General features: G+C 72.9%; 12 protein-coding genes. 5 read left to right on the forward strand and 7 right to left on the reverse strand.

Annotated features, from left to right (window positions below):
• The first annotated feature begins 326 nt into the window (after window positions 1-326).
• The 4 genes from ACX27O_RS04970 (at window position 327) to ACX27O_RS04985 (ending at window position 5470) form a co-directional block, all read left to right on the forward strand.
• Window positions 327-3998 carry a sensor histidine kinase gene (locus ACX27O_RS04970; protein WP_030329026.1) on the forward strand — a complete coding sequence of 1224 codons (3672 nt, stop codon included), beginning with the start codon at window positions 327-329 and terminating at the stop codon, window positions 3996-3998.
• Complete coding sequence (locus tag ACX27O_RS04975) at window positions 3995-4399, forward strand: roadblock/LC7 domain-containing protein (protein WP_030329023.1); 405 nt, start codon at window positions 3995-3997, stop codon at window positions 4397-4399. Before ACX27O_RS04970 ends, ACX27O_RS04975 begins: the two co-directional genes overlap by 4 nt.
• A 98-nt stretch (window positions 4400-4497) precedes the next feature.
• Window positions 4498-4875 (forward strand): DUF742 domain-containing protein, encoded by a 378-nt coding sequence (locus ACX27O_RS04980; protein WP_030329021.1) that lies wholly within the window; start codon window positions 4498-4500, stop codon window positions 4873-4875.
• A gap of 1 nt (window position 4876) precedes the next feature.
• The gene (locus ACX27O_RS04985) at window positions 4877-5470 is read left to right on the forward strand and encodes a GTP-binding protein (RefSeq protein WP_007455465.1); all 594 of its coding nucleotides are present in this window, start codon (window positions 4877-4879) and stop codon (window positions 5468-5470) included.
• A gap of 240 nt (window positions 5471-5710) precedes the next feature.
• On the opposite strand, the gene ACX27O_RS04990 is transcribed toward ACX27O_RS04985, so the two are convergent.
• Both ACX27O_RS04990 and ACX27O_RS04995 read right to left on the reverse strand, forming a co-directional pair.
• The gene (locus ACX27O_RS04990; RefSeq protein ID WP_458939106.1) at window positions 5711-8155 is read right to left on the reverse strand and encodes a transposase; all 2445 of its coding nucleotides are present in this window, start codon (window positions 8153-8155) and stop codon (window positions 5711-5713) included.
• Window positions 8156-8194: 39 nt separating this feature from the next.
• Window positions 8195-9166: a hypothetical protein gene (locus ACX27O_RS04995; RefSeq protein ID WP_030329013.1), complete on the reverse strand. Its 972-nt coding sequence runs from the start codon at window positions 9164-9166 to the stop codon at window positions 8195-8197.
• 160 nt (window positions 9167-9326) lie between these two features.
• Between ACX27O_RS04995 and ACX27O_RS05000 the strand changes: the two genes are divergently transcribed.
• Entirely contained in the window at window positions 9327-9665 is a 339-nt protein-coding gene (locus ACX27O_RS05000; protein ID WP_458938994.1) for a PadR family transcriptional regulator, read from the forward strand.
• A gap of 22 nt (window positions 9666-9687) precedes the next feature.
• Here the strand turns inward: ACX27O_RS05000 and ACX27O_RS05005 are convergent, their stop codons facing one another.
• The 5 genes from ACX27O_RS05005 to ACX27O_RS05025 all read right to left on the reverse strand — a co-directional run bounded on the left by ACX27O_RS05005 (window position 9688) and on the right by ACX27O_RS05025 (window position 16166).
• Window positions 9688-10359 (reverse strand): permease prefix domain 1-containing protein, encoded by a 672-nt coding sequence (locus tag ACX27O_RS05005; protein WP_357638048.1) that lies wholly within the window; start codon window positions 10357-10359, stop codon window positions 9688-9690.
• A 68-nt stretch (window positions 10360-10427) separates the two neighbouring features.
• Window positions 10428-12218, reverse strand: coding sequence for a thiol reductant ABC exporter subunit CydC (cydC, locus tag ACX27O_RS05010; RefSeq protein ID WP_458938995.1), 1791 nt, complete (start codon window positions 12216-12218; stop codon window positions 10428-10430).
• Window positions 12215-13891, reverse strand: a complete 1677-nt coding sequence (gene cydD / locus ACX27O_RS05015) for a thiol reductant ABC exporter subunit CydD (RefSeq protein ID WP_458938996.1) — start codon at window positions 13889-13891, stop codon at window positions 12215-12217. The genes cydC and cydD overlap by 4 nt, the downstream gene beginning before the upstream one ends.
• Complete coding sequence (locus ACX27O_RS05020; protein ID WP_210867067.1) at window positions 13888-14895, reverse strand: cytochrome d ubiquinol oxidase subunit II; 1008 nt, start codon at window positions 14893-14895, stop codon at window positions 13888-13890. Before ACX27O_RS05020 ends, cydD begins: the two co-directional genes overlap by 4 nt.
• 17 nt (window positions 14896-14912) lie before the next feature.
• Window positions 14913-16166 carry a cytochrome ubiquinol oxidase subunit I gene (locus ACX27O_RS05025; protein WP_458938997.1) on the reverse strand — a complete coding sequence of 418 codons (1254 nt, stop codon included), beginning with the start codon at window positions 16164-16166 and terminating at the stop codon, window positions 14913-14915.
• Between the last annotated feature and the right edge of the window lie 233 nt (window positions 16167-16399).

Here is a 16399-nt window from a genome sequence, read left to right on the forward strand (position 1 = left end):
GCAACGTAGGGTCATCGCCGTCTTTGTAGAAGTCGTCCAAGCAGAGCACCGGCAAGCCGGTTTGCTGCGCTATGTACGACTTTCCGGACCCAGAAGGGCCGGCTAGTAGGACCACGCGGTGCGGATGTTCCATTACCTTCAGTTACTCCGGCCAGACAGACTGCTATCAAATCGCATCAACATCTCATCACACCTTCGGTTGGGGACAACCTGGGCTTTCTTCTTGTCGACCGGCGTGATGGAATCTCGGGGGTCCGACCCGCCGGGTCGGTCGCTGGGCGTTGCCCGGGGCAACGCGTTCAAGCTGTAATCGCGAGGGCGGTGACGTGAGCAAACGGCCAAAGACGGCGGGCTCCTTCCTGTCGCGGCTGCGCCGGCCGGCCAGCCGGCTCCGGGACATGCCGATCTGGTCCAAGCTCGGTCTCATCATGATCGTGCCGACCATCGCCACGGTCGTGGTGGGCACCAGTGGTCTTGTCGACCACCTGGAGACGCTCAACAATGCCAACCGAGCTGGCGACCTGGCCAACCTGTCGAGCTACTCGGGTGACCTGGTCGACGCCCTGCAGGACGAGCGGACCGCCGCCGTGCTGCTGCTGGGCGCAGACGGGACGCAGCCGACGGCGCAGTACCAGGAGGCCTACAACCGGGTGAACTCCCGGGTCGACCAGGAAGCTGCCCCCTACCGGCAGCAGCGGGCCGAGATCGAGGACCTGCCGAGCAGCCTGGAGGGTCTGCTCGACAGCATCGACCAGAACCTGCAGGACCTGTCGGGCGTCCGCAGCCAGGTGTTCAACGGAAAGCTCGCGCTCACCGAGACCGTGCAGGCGTACGAGGGTCTGATCAGTGACCTGCTCGCCATCCGTGACTCGTCCACGCAGCTCGCCGGTGACAACCAGCTGAGCGACCGGATGCGCGCCGCCGCGGCGGTCGCCCGGGAGAAGGAGTTCCTCGCCGCCCGCCGGGTCGTGGTGCACCGTGCGCTGGGCGTCAAGGGCGGAAAGCGCCTGACCCCGGCACTGCGCAGGGACTACGTCGCCAGTGACACCGGCCAGCAGCAGGCTCTGCAGAGCTTCAAGGCCGTGGCCACCCCGGACGACGCGAAGTTCCACGACCAGACGGTCGCCGGCGGCGACCGCCGGCAGGCGCAGAACTACACCGGCTGGATCGACGGCAACACCACCGGCGACATGCGTGGCGCCCCGTTCGGCCCGGACCAGTGGGAAGCCGCCATGACGGCCAACGCCAAGCTGATCCGCACCGTTGAGCGCAAACTCGACGGCGAAGTGGTCAACCAGGCCGACAACCTCCGGTCCGACGTCCAGCGCCAGGTCTTCCTGGAGACCGGCCTGCTGCTCAGCATGCTGCTGCTGGCCATCCTCTTCGCGTACCTGGTGGCCCGCTCGATGGCCCGCTCACTACGTGAGCTGCGGCAGGGCGCGCTCTCCGTCGCCCAGTACGGCCTGCCACAGGCGGTGGCCCGCCTGCGCGACCCGCAGGTCGTGGGGCAGTTGTCCCCGGTGCAGCTGGCCAACCAGATCGCCGAGCCGCTACCGGTGCGCAGCAAGGACGAGTTCGGCCAGGTGACCGAGGCGTTCAACGCCGTCCACCTGGAAGCCGTCCGTACCGCCGCCGAGCAGGCCGCACTGCGCGCCTCCGTCGCGACCATGTTCGTCAACCTGGCCCGCCGTTCACAGATCCTGGTCGACCGCCTCATCGGGCACCTCGACCGGCTGGAGCGCGGCGAGGAAGACCCGGACCGGCTGGCCGAGCTGTTCCAGCTGGACCACCTCGCCACCCGGATGCGCCGCAACGACGAGAACCTGCTGGTGCTCGCCGGCGCCGACTCCACCCGTGTGCAGCGTGAGCCGGCCGCTCTCATCGACGTGCTGCGCGCCGCGCAGTCCGAGGTCGAGCACTACACCCGGATCGAGTTCGGCGTCATCGACCGGGACATCGAGGTCGCCGCGCACGCGGTCAACGACCTGGTGCACCTCGTCGCTGAGCTGTTCGACAACGCCACCGCGTTCTCCCCGCCCGACTCGCAGGTCATGGTCGAGGCCCGCCGGGTCGGCGACCGTTCCTCGCTGTACGTCGAGGACCGCGGCATCGGCATCAGCGCCGAGCAGCTGCACGACCTGAACGAGCGGCTCGCGACGCCGCCCCAGGTGGATGTGGCGGTGTCCCGGATGATGGGCCTGGTCGTGGTCGCCCGGCTGGCGTCGCGGCACGGGGTCCGGGTGGAGCTGCGCCCCGGCAACGACCGCGGCACCGTCGCCGAAGTGACCCTGCCCACCTCAGTCCTGGTGCCCCGGGCGCTGTCCGGCCGGGTGCAGCAGCCTCCGGCGCTGCCGGCGGCGGGCGGTGCACCCCAGTTCGGTGGTCCGCAGTCGGGTGGGCCCACGCCGGTCTTCGGCGCGTTGCCCGCCCTGGGCAACGGCCCTCGCCCCAGCGAGTCGTCCGGCAACCAGGTCACCCTGGGCGGCCGTCCGTTCGAGCCCGCGTCGCGCAACGGCGCCGGCACCCCCGCCAACGGTGGTACGTACCGCTCGATGCCCGCCTGGTCCGATCTGACCGGCGCGGCCGGGACGAACGGCGGCGACGGGTTCACCCCCCGGTCGGCCAACGGCCAGGGGACCGACCCGCTGCCGCAGCGTCGGGCCGGGGACGAGCCTTCGACCGGCCAGCAGCCGTCCATCCCGCGTCAGCTGCCGAGCAGCCCCGAAACGCACCAGTACTCGGCGCCGCCGGTCTCCGCACAGCCGTACTCGGGGGCGCCGGTCTCCGCCTCGCCGGCCTCCGGTCAGCCCTACTCCGCGCAGCCCTACTCGGGTGCGCCGTACGGTGGCGCCCCGGTGTCCGCCGCGCCGGCCTCCGGTCAGCCGTACGCCGGTCCGCCGGTGTCGGCGTCGCCGGTCTCGGCCTCGCCGGCGTCCGGTCAGCCGTACTCGGGCCAGCCGTACTCGGGTCAGCCGTACTCGGCGCCGCCCGCCTCGGCTCAGCCCTACTCGGCACCGCCCGCCTCGGGTCAGTCGTTCAGCGGGTTCGAGCCCCGGTCCGCGCCGCCCGCGCAGGCGGCCAGCGCTCCGGCGCCGCCGGCCTGGCCGCCGGTGCCGGGTAGCGACCGGGACACCGCCACCCCGCCGGTGCCCGAGCGGCTCGCCGCCGCGCTGGACATGACGACGGAACTGCCGCGGGTGCCGCGGCCCGGTGAGCAGCCGGCCCCGGCTCAGCCGGCTCCGCAGACCTCGGCCCCGCAGGCCCAGGCTCCGCAGACCCCGGCCGCCGCGGCTGCGCAGACTCGGCCGGCGCCGCAGCAGCCACCGGCACAGAACCGCCAGCGGTACGCGGACGAGACGATGGAGCTGCCGATCTTCCGGGAGCTCGAGTCGGCCTGGTTCCGTACCCGTCGCCCGGGCTCCGAGGAGACCGCGGCTGGCGCCCAGCCGGCGACGAACGGCGACTCCGCGACCCAGCAGTTCGCCACGGTCGAGGCCACCGGTCGGGCAGGCCACAAGACAGCACCCGGGACGACAGGTAACACACCGATGGCAGACACTCCGACGGCCGGAGGAGCGCCGCGGGACAACGGCTCCACAGCGAACGAGGGCACCCGCCCGAGCCTCGCCGAGAGCCTGCCGAACCGCCGGCCCCAACCGCAGAGCAACGGCTGGCAGACCGCTGCCGACGACGGTTGGCGTGCTGCCTCCGCGGCGGCCGGCGCGGCGCCGGTGAGCGAGACCACCACGACCGGTCTGCCGAAGCGCAAGCCGATGGCGCAGCTGGTGCCCGGCGCGGTGGAGAAGCCCACCACCTCGGTCCAGCGGCGCTCCCCGGAGGCGGTCCGTGGCCTGCTCTCCGCCTACCATCGGGGCGTGCAGCGAGGGCGTAGCACCTCGGACAACCCGACCAGCCCGGAGGCGACTCCGGGAGGGCAATCCTCGCAGTCTGGCTCAGGCCCGGTGGCCGGGAGCGGGCAGAAGGAGCAAGAAGGATGACAACTACGCAGGATCTTGGTTGGCTGCTCGCCAACTTCGCCGACCGGGTGCCCGGCGTCGCGCATGCGGTCGCCGTGTCGGCGGACGGCCTACTCCTCGCGTCGTCACGGGATCTGCCGCGCGACCGGGCAGACCAGCTCGCCGCGATCTCGTCGGGTCTGGTCAGTCTGACCCAGGGGGCAGCACGCTGCTTCGAGGGAGGCGCGGTGTTGCAGACCGTCGTGGAGATGGACAATGGCTTCCTGTTCCTGATGTCCATCTCGGACGGCTCGTCCTTCGCCGTGCTGGCAGCCCGCAGCTCCGACGTGGGCCAGGTCGGCTACGAGATGGCGCTGCTGGTCGACCGGGTGGGCGACGCGTTGACCCCGCAGCCGCGTGCGGCTGCGGGCATGCTGGGCTGACGTTTCGCCGATCGTGAGGTCGGCACGACTGCAACAACGACAACGACGGGTTTCACCGGTGGGAGCCGGTAACGGGTGCGAAGGAGGTGAGCGGCGAGATGGCCGATCGTGACGAACCGACCGGAGCGTTGGTCCGTCCATACGCCGTGACCCGTGGTCGCACCCGTCCCCGGCTCGACATCGCGCTGGAGGCGCTCGTCGAGACGACGGTGCGCGGCCGGGCCGCTGCCAATGGCAACGGCGGCCAGGGCCGCGAACACCAGTACATCGCCGCGCTGTGTGACGGACGCGTGCAGTCGCTCGCGGAGATCGCGGCGCGGATGCAGCTCCCGCTCGGTGTGGCCCGGGTGCTCATCGCCGACATGGCGACGGACGGCCTGGTCGCGGTCCACGAGCCGACCATTTTGGACGACTCCGACGACGCGGTGGGCACTGAACTGCTGGAGAGGGTGCTGAGTGGACTTCGCAGGCTCTGACATGTCGCACCGCCCGCCGAACCCGAGCGGCCGCGTGACGTCGGCGAAGATCGTTATCGCCGGTGGATTCGGCGTCGGCAAGACGACGCTGGTCGGCTCGGTCTCGGAGATCACGCCGCTGACCACCGAGGCCATCATGACCTCCGCTGGCGTGGGCGTCGACGACACCCGGCAGGTGCCGGGCAAGACGACGACCACGGTGGCCATGGACTTCGGCCGGATCTCGATCGACCGTGACCTGATCCTGTACCTGTTCGGTACGCCGGGTCAGACCCGTTTCTGGTTCATGTGGGACGAACTGGTGCGGGGTGCGATCGGTGCGGTCGTGCTGGTGGACACTCGCCGGCTGGCCGACTGCTTCGCGGCGATCGACTTCTTCGAGCACCGACGCCTGCCGTACCTGGTGGCGATCAACTGCTTCGACGGGATGCAGTACCACGACCCGCAGGACGTCCGGGACGCCTTGGCGATCTCGAGCGACGTGCCGGTGGTGGCCTGCGACGCCCGTAACCGGGAGTCGACGAAGCACGTGCTGATCTCGCTGGTCGAGTACGTGCTGACCATGCGCCGTACGCGCGCTGTCGCCCCGGCCTGATCGCGGCGCTGCACGCCCCGGTGGTGGCTCCGGCCGCCATCGGGCGTAGCACCCTGCCCGCCGCGTCACCGTACGCTCCGCCGCCTCCTTGACGATCGTGGACGCTCTCCGCCCGCACCTGTGAGGGCGCGTGGGTCTTCGGTGGTCGAGGAGGCGGCGTCGTCGTGTCCGGGGTTCTCCGGCAGAGACACAAGCGCCCTCAGTCAGCCGACTGAGGGCGCTTGCGCACGGTGACAAGGATCAGGACTGGTAGCCCGCCGACCGGTACTCGTACTCGCGGTCATCGTCGCGGTCCCCGTGGTCGCGGCTGAAGTCCCAGCCGCCGGCCGCCTCACGACCGGGCCGACCGCCCACCGCGAAACCGCCGATCTCCTGACCACGACGCCAACCCCGGAAGTAGCCGGTCGTGTTCTCGGCGAGGCTTGCCGCATCACGCACTATCCGCAATGGGCGCTCCTCGCGCAGCGGGGAACCCGGCACCAGGTTGGCCTGGGGCACACGCTTCGGTAGCCCGGCGTTGGTTTCGGCGCCCACCGCCGGGCGGGCGGCCTGCTCCGCGGCCTGCCAGCCGGTGTCGGCGGTGGTCGACCAGTCCAGGTCGGACTCGTCGGCGTGCCCGACGAACCAGGCCGACTTGGCCTGCGCGAAGATCAGCAGGTCGCCGTCACCCTCGTCGGCGACCGGCGGCGGCCGGTGCTCCATCGGAGGCGGCCGGTGCTCGACCGGGGGAGCCGGCCGGTGCTCGGGGGCGCGCTCGGTACGGGCGGCCGCCCGGCCGTTGCGGGCGGCCTGCTCGCGGTCGACCAGGCGCAGCGGCGGCGTCTCCAGGTGCTGATCCGAGGCAGGGTTGAGCCCTTCGCGCAGCGCCCGGTCGGCCAGCGGCGGCGGCTCCACCAACCGCAGCATCGGCGGCTCCGGTGGCAGGTCGTCCGCCAGCCAGGGCGGGGTGACGCGACCGTCGGCCCGGCCCGGGTCGGTCGGGGCGTCCACCCCGCGGCTTCCGCCGTACGGGTAGGCCACCGGGTTGTTCGGTGAGCTGTCGGCCGGGTCCTCCGGGTTGTTGACCAGCGGCCAGTTGGCGCGGGAGCCGGGCGGTGCCGCGGGCTCCTGGCCAGGCCGGGGGGTCGGCACCGGAATGCTGAGGTCGGTGGCGCTGAAGCCGCCGGTGGGTGGCTCGTCGACCGGTCGTTGCAGGTGGCTCGGCCGGGGCTCGCCGTTGGTCTTGGGGCGGGGCGGAATGACAGTACGCTGCCGTTCGGCCCGCGCGTTGTTGATCGCGGCGGTGGTCAGCGTCGGCCGGAACGGCTCACCAGCCTCGGCCGGAGGCACCATGCCGCGCTGTGTCGGCGCGATCGGGGTGATCCCGGGCGGCGGAGGCGGCGGTGCGGACACCGGTCGGTTGGTCGGGCCGTCGATCCGGCTGGAGGTCGACTCGGTGCGGCTGGGCAGCGTGGGTGACGGCGAACCAGCCATCGCCGCCGGAGCCATCGGCGCGGGGGCGACCGGAGGGGGCGTGACCGGTGCCGGGGCAACTGGTGGTGGCCCGAGCGGGCGGGGCGACGCCAGCGGCGCGTTACCGGGGATCGGCTCGGGGCGGCTGCGCCGCCCGGCGGGTGCCGGATCGGCGGCTGCCGGGGCGGGTCGGACCGACCGCAGTCCGGCGTTGGCGCCGGAGAGGCCGGTCAAGGCGGCGTTGGTGCCGGCCAGGCCGGTCAGCTCACCGACGGACTCGCCACGACGGGCGGCGGCCCGGCGGCCGGGTGCCTGAACCGGAGTGCTGACCCGTGAGCTGAGCGCGCTGACCAACGCCTCGCACCCGGCGTCGCACGCCCGGACGGAGGCGACGGCCTGGCGGACCGTCTCGGCCACCGCGGACGTGAGGGCCCGGTTGACCGCGGCGCGTCGGGGGGTCTCGGAGATGGCGACCCGTAGGGCGGTGACCGCTTCGTTGATCTCATCGGCGTCGGCGACCCCGTCGGCGGCCAGGTGCGCCGCGATGGCATCCGCCGCGACCGACACCTCGCGGCCCCGGGCCACGGTGCCGCCGAGCATGCCCGGCTCGGGCAGCGCGTCCAGCACGGCCAGCGAGACCGGCTCGGCCGGGTCGGGGTAGGCGCGCAGGGCTGCCGGGTAGAGCTCCCGCAGAACCTCGCGCAGCGCCACGGCGGCGGAGTGTCGACCACTGGCCAGCGCGGCATGCGCCGAGAGCACCTGCTTGTAGCCGGCGAGGTCCCGGGGTGCCGGCAGGGTGACGGCGGAGAGCGCCCCCGCCTGCAACGCGCGGGCCAGGCCGACCGCCCGTCGTTCGGCCGGAGGCGACTGCATCTCCTCCAGGGAGTCGTCATCGGCGAACCGCTCGGCGAAGTCGTCCACCGAGTCGTCGTCGGCGATCGCCAGGGGGCGCCCGGCCGCGCTCAGCAGCGAGGTGACCGTGTGGTCGTCGCTGTCGGCGGCGATGGCCGCACCGCTCGGCCCGCCCGACCGCTCCACGAGCAGCGCGACGAGCTGGGCGTAGCCAGCGGCGTCATCGCTGATCTCGCAGACATGCAGCAGACGGCCTGCGTCGTCGACCACAGCGGACGTCAGCGTCGAGCCGGCGGAGGCCGGTCGGTCAGCCGGATCCGCCGAGGCCAGACCGCAGTAAACGCGCACGAGCGCCACGGCGTCGTCCTCCTCCCGGGACAGGTCTTTCCTCTGCCAGCAACTGATGCTCCCCGGTACGGGTCAGTCGCGCCAGTCCACCACCGCAGAGATCTTGCCGACAATGGTGCGCCAACCCAAACTCGCGGTCTGCGCGCCGATCTTCTTCAGCCGTCGGCGACCCATGAACGCGCCGATCCCACCGTTGGCCGTGGCGCGCAGCGCCTCGTCCAGGTCGTCGAGGCTGGAGCCGGCGGAGAGCATGTCGAGTACCGCAGGCAGCCGCAATGCGTACGAGAGGTCACGCGCGACCTCGCCGGCCTCGATCAGCAGGGTCGAATCCCACGTGTCGTGCCCGCCGCGCAGGTTCTCCACGACCAGGTCGAGTTCGTAGGTGTCCTCGTCGAGCGGCGCGATATCTGCCGGCTCCACCCGTTCGGACAATTCATTCCAGCTGTCCAGTTGGGACAGATCGTTGGGCGCACCGGATCGGATGAAACTGACCAGCGACTCGGGGGTCTTGAACAGCAGCAGCTTGCCCTGGTGGCTGAGGAAGACCGGCACCTCCTCGTCGTTCTCCTCGTCCGCGACGGCCTCGTCCGAGTCTTCTTCGGTGTCGGTGTCGGTGTCAGCGGCGGCGCCGTCCCGGCGACGGCGCGTGGCGTCCTCGTCGTCGTCCTCGGCGGCGAACTCCTGGGCCAGCTCCTCGTCGAGGATGACGACGGTCTCGTCGTCCTCCTCCTCTTCGACCGCCTGGCGGCGGGCGAGGAACGGGTCGTCCTGGTCGCGCTCGGTCACGTCGGTCGGGGTCAGCGAGCTGGCCGGCCGGTACGCCCGCAGCGTGAAGCCGGTGCCGGCGGGCAGCGCGATCTCCACTGGGTCGATGCGCAGCTCGTCCCAGAGCGAACGGTCGATCGACGCCGACGGGCGGTCGGTCTCCTCGGTCTCGTCTGGCTGGGCCGCGCCGGTGGTGTCGTCGAGCTCGGGCTCGTCGGCGTCGGGCCGTTGGGGCGACTGGCGGGCCACGCTGACCTCCGTGTGCTTCGGGTTGCCCACCCACCGGGGTCTCCGACCGGCGAGTGACTCTGGGCACATACCCTAGTCGGCGGCCCTGGGTGACCGATGCCCGCACCCCGGTGGCCGCTCGGCGCACGGGTCCGACCTGCTGGTGGTCACCGCTGGCGAAGCGGCCGTCCGACAAGTAGCGTAGCTACGTATGAAGGCCCAGGCGCTGCACGGCCATCTCGACGCTCTGCTGCTCGCCGTGCTCGAACAGGGCGCGCTGCACGGCTACGCGATCATCGAGGCGTTGCGGGCCCGCAGCGACGGCAGCCTTGACGTACCCACCGGCACCATCTATCCGGCGCTGCGCCGGCTGGAACGCGCCGGGCACGTGGCGAGCACCTGGAGCACGGTCAGCGGCCGGGAACGCCGGACGTACCAGCTCACCGACTCGGGCCGGCGGGCGCTGGCCGGGGAGCGCGCCGGGTGGCGCGAGTTCCAACTGACAGTCGGCCGGTTCCTCGACCCCGAAAGCCCGCCCACCCCGTCCTGACCCGCTCCGGTCCGGACGCCGATCAGCGGGTGGCCAGCAGCCAGCCGCGCGCCGCCCGGGTCAGCGAGAAGTAACCGCCGCCCACCAACACCAACCCGATGATCATCGGGGGCCAGTGCAGCGCCGCGTCAAAGAGATCGATTGACCAGGCGAAGAGCGCGGAGCCGGCCACGATGCCGAGGACCAGGACGCCGGTCAGGCCGGTGCCCACCGCACGCTGCGCCAGGGCCAGGCCCGGGCGCGACGCCCGCGCGCTCGCCCGGACCACCAGCAGACCGGCCACCGAGAGCAGCAACGCGCTCATCCAGATCCAGTCGACCGAGCTGGCGAGCAGCAGATACCCGGCCGGCGGGCGGGGCCCGCCACTCCAGCTCGACCCGCGCCAGGTCAGATCGCCGGCGACGACCCCCACCCCGGCGATCGCCAGCATCCGCAGGGAGAGCCCGCGCAGGGCGCCCACCGCCAGTTCGGCCTGCCAGGAGGGGAGCAGCTGCGCCGGTGAGCCGAACTCGGCCACCGCCCGGCGCTGCGCCTCGGTCGGTGGCATCCCGCCCTCCCGGTACGCCTCGACGGCGTCCAGCAGCCCGTGCCGGGCCTCGGTCAGCAGGCCGGACTTGAGTCGCGCCGGCCCCTGCAACCGGGCGGCAAGCTCCCGCAGGTGCTCGTCGACCATCACGTCCTCACCCCGCGCCATGGCACCACCCTGCCACGGAGCCCGGCGCGTCGACGTCCGGGAGAACCCTGGTCCGCCCCGGAGCCGGGTCAGGGGGCGAGCGCCAGGTATCCGCGTTCGGCGGCGGTCTGCAGCAGCCACTGGTCCCGGTACCAGCCCGGGGCGGCCACCAGTTCGGCGTGTCGACCGCGCTGGATCACCCGGCCGCCGTCGAGAACCACGATCTCGTCCAGCTCGGCCAGCCCGCTGAGCCGGTGGGTGATCAGCAGCACCGAGTGCCCGGCGGGGGTGAAGGCGAGGGCGGACGCGAGCACCGCGTCCGCGGCGGTCGGGTCCAGACCCTCGGTGGGCTCGTCGAGCACCAGCACCGCCGGCGCGGCGAGCAGGGCCCGGGCGAGCGCCAGCCGCTGCCGCTGCCCACCGGAGAGCTGCCCGCCCTCCTCGCCGACCACTGTGTCCCAGCCGGCCGGCTGGGCCTGGACCCAGTCCAGCAGACCGGCGGCGGCGGTGGCGGCGGTCAGCTCCTCCTCGCCCGCTGCGGGCCGCCCGAGCAGCAGATTCTCCCGCACCGTGGCGTGGAAGACGTACGCCTCGGCCAGCAGCCCGCCGACCGCACGGGGAAGCGCCTCCTCGGCGTACGCCGAAAGGTCGTGACCGTCGAGTGTGACCCGGCCGGACGCGGGCCGGACGGTGCCGGTCAGCACTGCGGCCAGTGTGCTCTTGCCGGCGCCACTCGGGCCGACGACCGCGATCCGGCGTCCCGCCGGCAGGTCCAGGCTGACCCCGTCCAACGCGGGCGCCGCGCCGGCCCGGTACCGCACCGTCACGTCGACGAAGCGCAGCTCGTGCGGGCCGGCCAGGTCGGTACGACCGGTCGCGGGCGGCGCGGTCGGCGGCTCCGCGTCGAGCAGGTCGGCCACCCGGGTCAGGCCGGGCCGCAGCTGCGTCCACTGCCGGGCCGCCGTGACCAGCGCCAGCGTCACCTCGACGGCGGCCAGCGCGCCGACGGCCAGGACACCCACCAGCACCCCCGACACGTCGGCGGCGAGCGCGGCAAGCACCACCGCCGCGGCGGTCGCGCCGGCGGTGAGCACGCCGGCCGCGTCCACAGCGAAACCGGTGGCGGCCAGCCGACGTTCCAGCCGGGCCAGTCGGTGGGCGCGTTGTTCGGCGGCGCGCAGCGCGCCCTCGGTCGCCCCGAACGCGGCCAGGTCGGCGGCACCGTGGGTGAGGTCGATCGCATCCGTGGCCAGTGCGCCCCGCAGCGGGGCCACCTCGGCCGCGCTGCGGCGGGTGACAGCGGTGGCCAGCGCGGGCAGCGCCACCCCGGCGACCAGCAGCCCGACGGTGAGCGCGCCGGCGGCCGGTACGGAGATCAGCGCCGCCACGGCGACCGCCAGCACACCGACCACCGCCGCCGCCGAGGCGGGGACCAGCACCCGCAGCAACAGGTCCTGGACGGCCTCCACGTCGGAGACCAGGCGGCTCAGCACGTCCCCCGAGCGGTGCGTGGCACCTCGGCGGGCCGCCAGGGTGGCGAAGACCCGGGCCCGGACGTCGGTGATCATGCGGAGCACCGCGTCGTGGCCGGCGAGCCGTTCGGTGTAGCGGAACACCCCCCGGCTGATGGCCAGCGCCCGGACCGCGACGATCGCCACGGTGAGCCGGTCCAGCGGAGGTTGACCGGCGGCACTCATCAGCAGCCAGGTGGCGGTGGCCATCAGGGCGAGCCCGGCGAACTCGGTGGCGGCTGCCAGCAGCCCGGCCCCGACGAGCCGACCCATGTACGGTCGGGCCAGTCGCAGCACGGCCCGCTCGGCGGCGACCCGGCCGGTCGAGGCCGGCCCGGTTGCTGCCGCCGGCTCGCGTTGCCCGCTCATCGGGTGACCTTCCCGGTCGGCTCGGGCGTCAACTCGGTGACCCGACCGTCCTCGACGCGCAGGATCCGGTCGGCGTCGGCCAGCAACGCCGGTCGGTGCGCGACCAGCACTGCGGTCCGCCCGGCGACCAGGCGACGGGTGGCGTCGAGCACCACCGCCTCGGCCGCGGTGTCGAGCCGGGCGGTGGGTTCGTCGAGCAGCACCACCGGGGCGGCCCGGAGGAACGCCCGGGCCAGTGCCACCCGCTGCCGCTGCCCGCTGGACAACCCGTGACCGCGCTCACCGAGCACGGTGTCCAGGCCGTCGGGCAGGCCGGCCACCACGTCGTCCAGGGCGGCGTCGTGCACCGCGGCGGCGAGTACGTCGGCCGGGGTGTCCGCCGCGCCGAGGCGGATGTTGTCGGCCAGCGAGGCGGCGAAGAGGTGCGCCCGCTGCGGCACCCAGGCGAGTTGCCGGCGCCAGGCGTCGGTATCGACGGTGGCGAGGTCGACCCCGTCCACGGTGATCCGGCCGCTGGTCGGTGCCACGAAGCCGAGCAGCAGGCCGAGCAGTGTGCTCTTGCCGGCGCCGCTGGGCCCGATGATGGCGATCCGCTCGCCGGGCCGGATGGTCAGTGTCACGTCGCGCAGCGCGGTGGTCCGCTCGTACGCCACTGTCACCGCCTCGAACCGGATCTCGGCCCGCGCGTCCGGGGTGGCGGCGCCTTCGGCGGCCCGAGGCGTGGCGGGGGCGGCGGAGAGCGTCAACGCCTCGTCCAGCGCGGTCAGCCCCTCCATGCTGGCGTGGAAGCGGCTACCGGCGGCCCGCAGCGGCAGGTACGCCTCCGGGGTCAGCAGCAGTACCAACAGCGCGGTCTGCAGGGCCAGCCCACCGCCGAGCAGGCGGATGCCGACCGGCACCGCCACCAGCGCCACCGAGAGGGTGGCGACCAGTTCCAGCACCAGCGCGGAGAGGAAGGCGATCCGCAGCGTCTTCATGGTGGCGACGCGGTGACCGTCGGCCATCCGGCGTACCACATCGGTCTGTGCCCTGGCCCGTCCGAACGCCCGCAGCGTGGGCAGCCCGGCCACCATGTCCAGGAAGTGCCCGCCGAGCAGCGCGAGCCGCCGCCACTGCCGTTCGGTGGCGGCCTGCGCCTGCCAGCCGAGCAGCGCTCCGAAGACCGGGATCAGCGGCAGCGTCAGCGCGATGATCACCGCCGAGCTCCAGTCGGCGAAGACGACCCGGGCAAGCACCGCCAGCGGCACCGTCACGCTGAGCACCAGTTGCGGCAGGTAGCCGGTGAAGTACGCGTCCAGGGCGTCCAACCCGCGCCCGGCCAGCGTGGCGATCTCACCGGCCCGCTGCCCGGCCACCCAGCCGGGACCGTGCCGACCCACCGCGCCGAGCAGGTCGGCCCGCAGCGTGGCCTTGACCGTGGCGGCGACCCGCGCGGAGATCGTGCCCTGCGCCCAGACCAGCGCGGAACGGGCGGCGACCGCGACCACGAAGCCGGCCAGCGCCGGCCGATCCAGCCGGCCGTCGATCGCGGTGGCCAGCACCGACGCGAGCGCGGTGGCCTGCGCCACGATCAACCCGGCGGCCAGCACGCCCAGGAGCGCGAGCACGGCGAGATCGCCCCGGGCCGCGGGGACCCGGCGCAGCAGACGCGGGTCGAACGGACGGCGGCTCACCAGTACACCGGAGCCCTGCCGTCGGTTCTTCCTCGGAAAACCCACCAGCACATCGCCTGGAAGCCTAGTAGGGCCGGAAGTAGCGGCAGCGCCACCCAGCCCAGCAGCCGCAGGGTCGGCGCGCTGGCGGCGGCGTCGGCGACCCGCAGCGAGGCGTCCGGGTCGGTCGTGGAGACCAGCACGTAGGGCCAGAGAGCGGCTCCGACCAGCACCACTGGCAGCGCCAGGGCCGCGCCGGTGGCGACCACCGCCCACCCCGGCCGCTGCCGGGCCAGCGCCGCGCGGGCCGCCAGCAGCGCCGCCACGAGCAACACCGGCAGGAGTACGGCCACCGCCGGTCGCTGCACGGCGTCGCGTACCCGGGCGGAGAGCAGGCCCACGACGGTGGCCACGGCGACCGCGGTGAGCGCCACCGGCACCAGCCGGCGGGCCGTGCGGCCGACCTCGGCGGCGGCCCCGGCGGACAGGCGCAGTGTGAGGAAGGTCGCGCCGTGCACCGCGACCACCGTGACCATGGCGATCCCGGCGGCGGCCGCGAACGGGGTGGCCAGGTGAGTTACCCCGGCGACGTGCCCGTCGGTCCGCAGTGGCACGCCCTGCAACAGCGCGGCGAGCAGCGCGCCCCAGCCCAGCGCGGCGAGGGCGCTGCCGATCATCACGACGCGGTCCCAGCGGGCGCGACTGCGCTCGCTGCTGGGCCGACTGCGCAACTGCACCCCGACGGTGACCAGGATGACGCCGACCAGGGCGCCGACGACGACCGGATAGCAGCCGGCGAGCAACTCGCCCTCCAGCAGGGGGAACGCGCCGAAGAGGATGCCCACGGTGGCCACCAGCCAGACCTCGTTGCCGAGGAAGAACGGCCCGAGGGCGGTGAGCGTCTCGCGCCGCCCGGCCGGGCCGACGCCGCGGGCGAGCAGCAGCCCGACGCCGTAGTCGTAGCCGGCGAGCACCAGGTAGCTGGCGAAAAAGAGGCCGAGCACTGCGTACCAGGCGAGGTCCACGATCTACTCCTCGGTGCTCAGATGAGGGCGGGTTCGGGGTGGGCGGGCTCGCTGGGCGGTGCCGGTGGGCGTCCGAGCGCCGGGTCGGCCGCGCCGCGTCTGGCGTGTCGGGCGAGCAGCACCCAGTTGGTGACGGCGAGAGTGCCCAGCAGCAGGCTGAACCCGATCAGCGAGGTGAGCATCAGCGGTGCGCTGACCGGCGAGACGGCCTGCTCGGTGGGGAGCAGCCCGTACGCCACCCAGGGTTGCCGGCCGACCTCGCGGGAGATCCAGCCGAGGATCACCGCGACGAACGGCAGCGGCAGGCCGACCAGGATCAGCCAGAGCGGAAAGCGCAGTCGGATGATCCAGTCCCGGTAGAGCAGGGGCAGCAGGAGCCAGACGCACCCCAGTGTGAAGCCGATCAAGATCATGAAGCCCAGCCCGACGCTGGCGAGCGCGGGCGGCGTGTAGTCACCGGGGCCGAACCGCGTGGTCCACTCGGCGATCAGCGCCCGGCTCTCGGGGGTGTCGCCGCCGAACTTGGTCGGCTGCACCGAGCCGACCGGGCCGAACTGGGCGAAGCCGAAGCCCTGCACCATCGTGATGGCCAGTGCCGCGGTGACCAGGCCGATCCGCAGCGAGGTGCGGAAGAGCGCGAAGTCGGGGGTACGCCGGATCAGGTGCCCGGCGCTGACCGCCGCCATCAGCATCCCGCCGACCAGCAGCGCCGCCGAGAGCACGTGCCCGAGGGCCATGCCGAGGCTGGGGTTGGTGAGCAGCGCGCCGAAGTCGGTGAGGTGGGCGATCCCGTCGCGGACCTCGTAGCCGACCGGGTTCTGCAGCCAGGAGTTGGCCACCATGATCCAGAACGCGGACGCGTACGCGGTGATCGCCACGCCCCAGAGCAACGCGAGGTGCACGCCCTTGCCGAGTCGGTGCCAGCCGAAGATCCACATACCGAGGAACGTGGACTCCAGAAAGAACGCCACCAGCGTCTCGATGGCCAGGGGCGCGCCGAAGACGTTGCCGACGTAGCGCGACAGGCCGCTCCAGTTCAGCCCGAACTGGAACTCCATCACGAGGCCGGTGGCGATGCCGAGCACGTAGTTGATCACGTAGAGCTGGCCCCAGTAACGCGTCAGCCGCTCCCACATCGGGTTGCCGGTGAGCACCCAGGCGGTCTGCATGCCGACCAGCAGGGTGACCAGCCCGAGCGTGACGACGACGAACAGGAAGTGGATCGAGGTGGTGGTGGCGAACTGCAGGCGGGCGAGGAGCAGGGTGTCCATGACCAGCCCTCCATAGCTGTTGGCTCCCTTGTCATAGCCACCCTACACGTAGCCTGCCTACACGTAAGCCCTACTACGCCTTGTCGTAGACAAGTCTACGACAAGGCGTAGTAGTTATGGGGTCGGTGGAAGATCGCGCTCGATCCTGGATGTAGTGGCCTCGTAGCCGTGGGATGCCACTAGATCCTGGATCGAGCGCGATCTTGACCGGACAGCGCGCGGCTGCGGGCCTG

It is taken from the genome of Micromonospora sp. SD19 (assembly GCF_054462275.1).

Coding starts and splice junctions, on each gene's coding strand:
- ACX27O_RS04975 (WP_030329023.1), top strand. CDS start 3,995: ATGACAACTACGCAGGATCTTGGTTGGCTGCTCGCCAACTTCGCCGAC.
- ACX27O_RS04980 (WP_030329021.1), top strand. CDS start 4,498: ATGGCCGATCGTGACGAACCGACCGGAGCGTTGGTCCGTCCATACGCC.
- ACX27O_RS04985 (WP_007455465.1), top strand. CDS start 4,877: ATGTCGCACCGCCCGCCGAACCCGAGCGGCCGCGTGACGTCGGCGAAG.
- ACX27O_RS05000 (WP_458938994.1), top strand. CDS start 9,327: ATGAAGGCCCAGGCGCTGCACGGCCATCTCGACGCTCTGCTGCTCGCC.
- ACX27O_RS05005 (WP_357638048.1), bottom strand. CDS start 10,359: ATGGCGCGGGGTGAGGACGTGATGGTCGACGAGCACCTGCGGGAGCTT.
- cydC (WP_458938995.1), bottom strand. CDS start 12,218: ATGAGCGGGCAACGCGAGCCGGCGGCAGCAACCGGGCCGGCCTCGACC.
- ACX27O_RS05025 (WP_458938997.1), bottom strand. CDS start 16,166: ATGGACACCCTGCTCCTCGCCCGCCTGCAGTTCGCCACCACCACCTCG.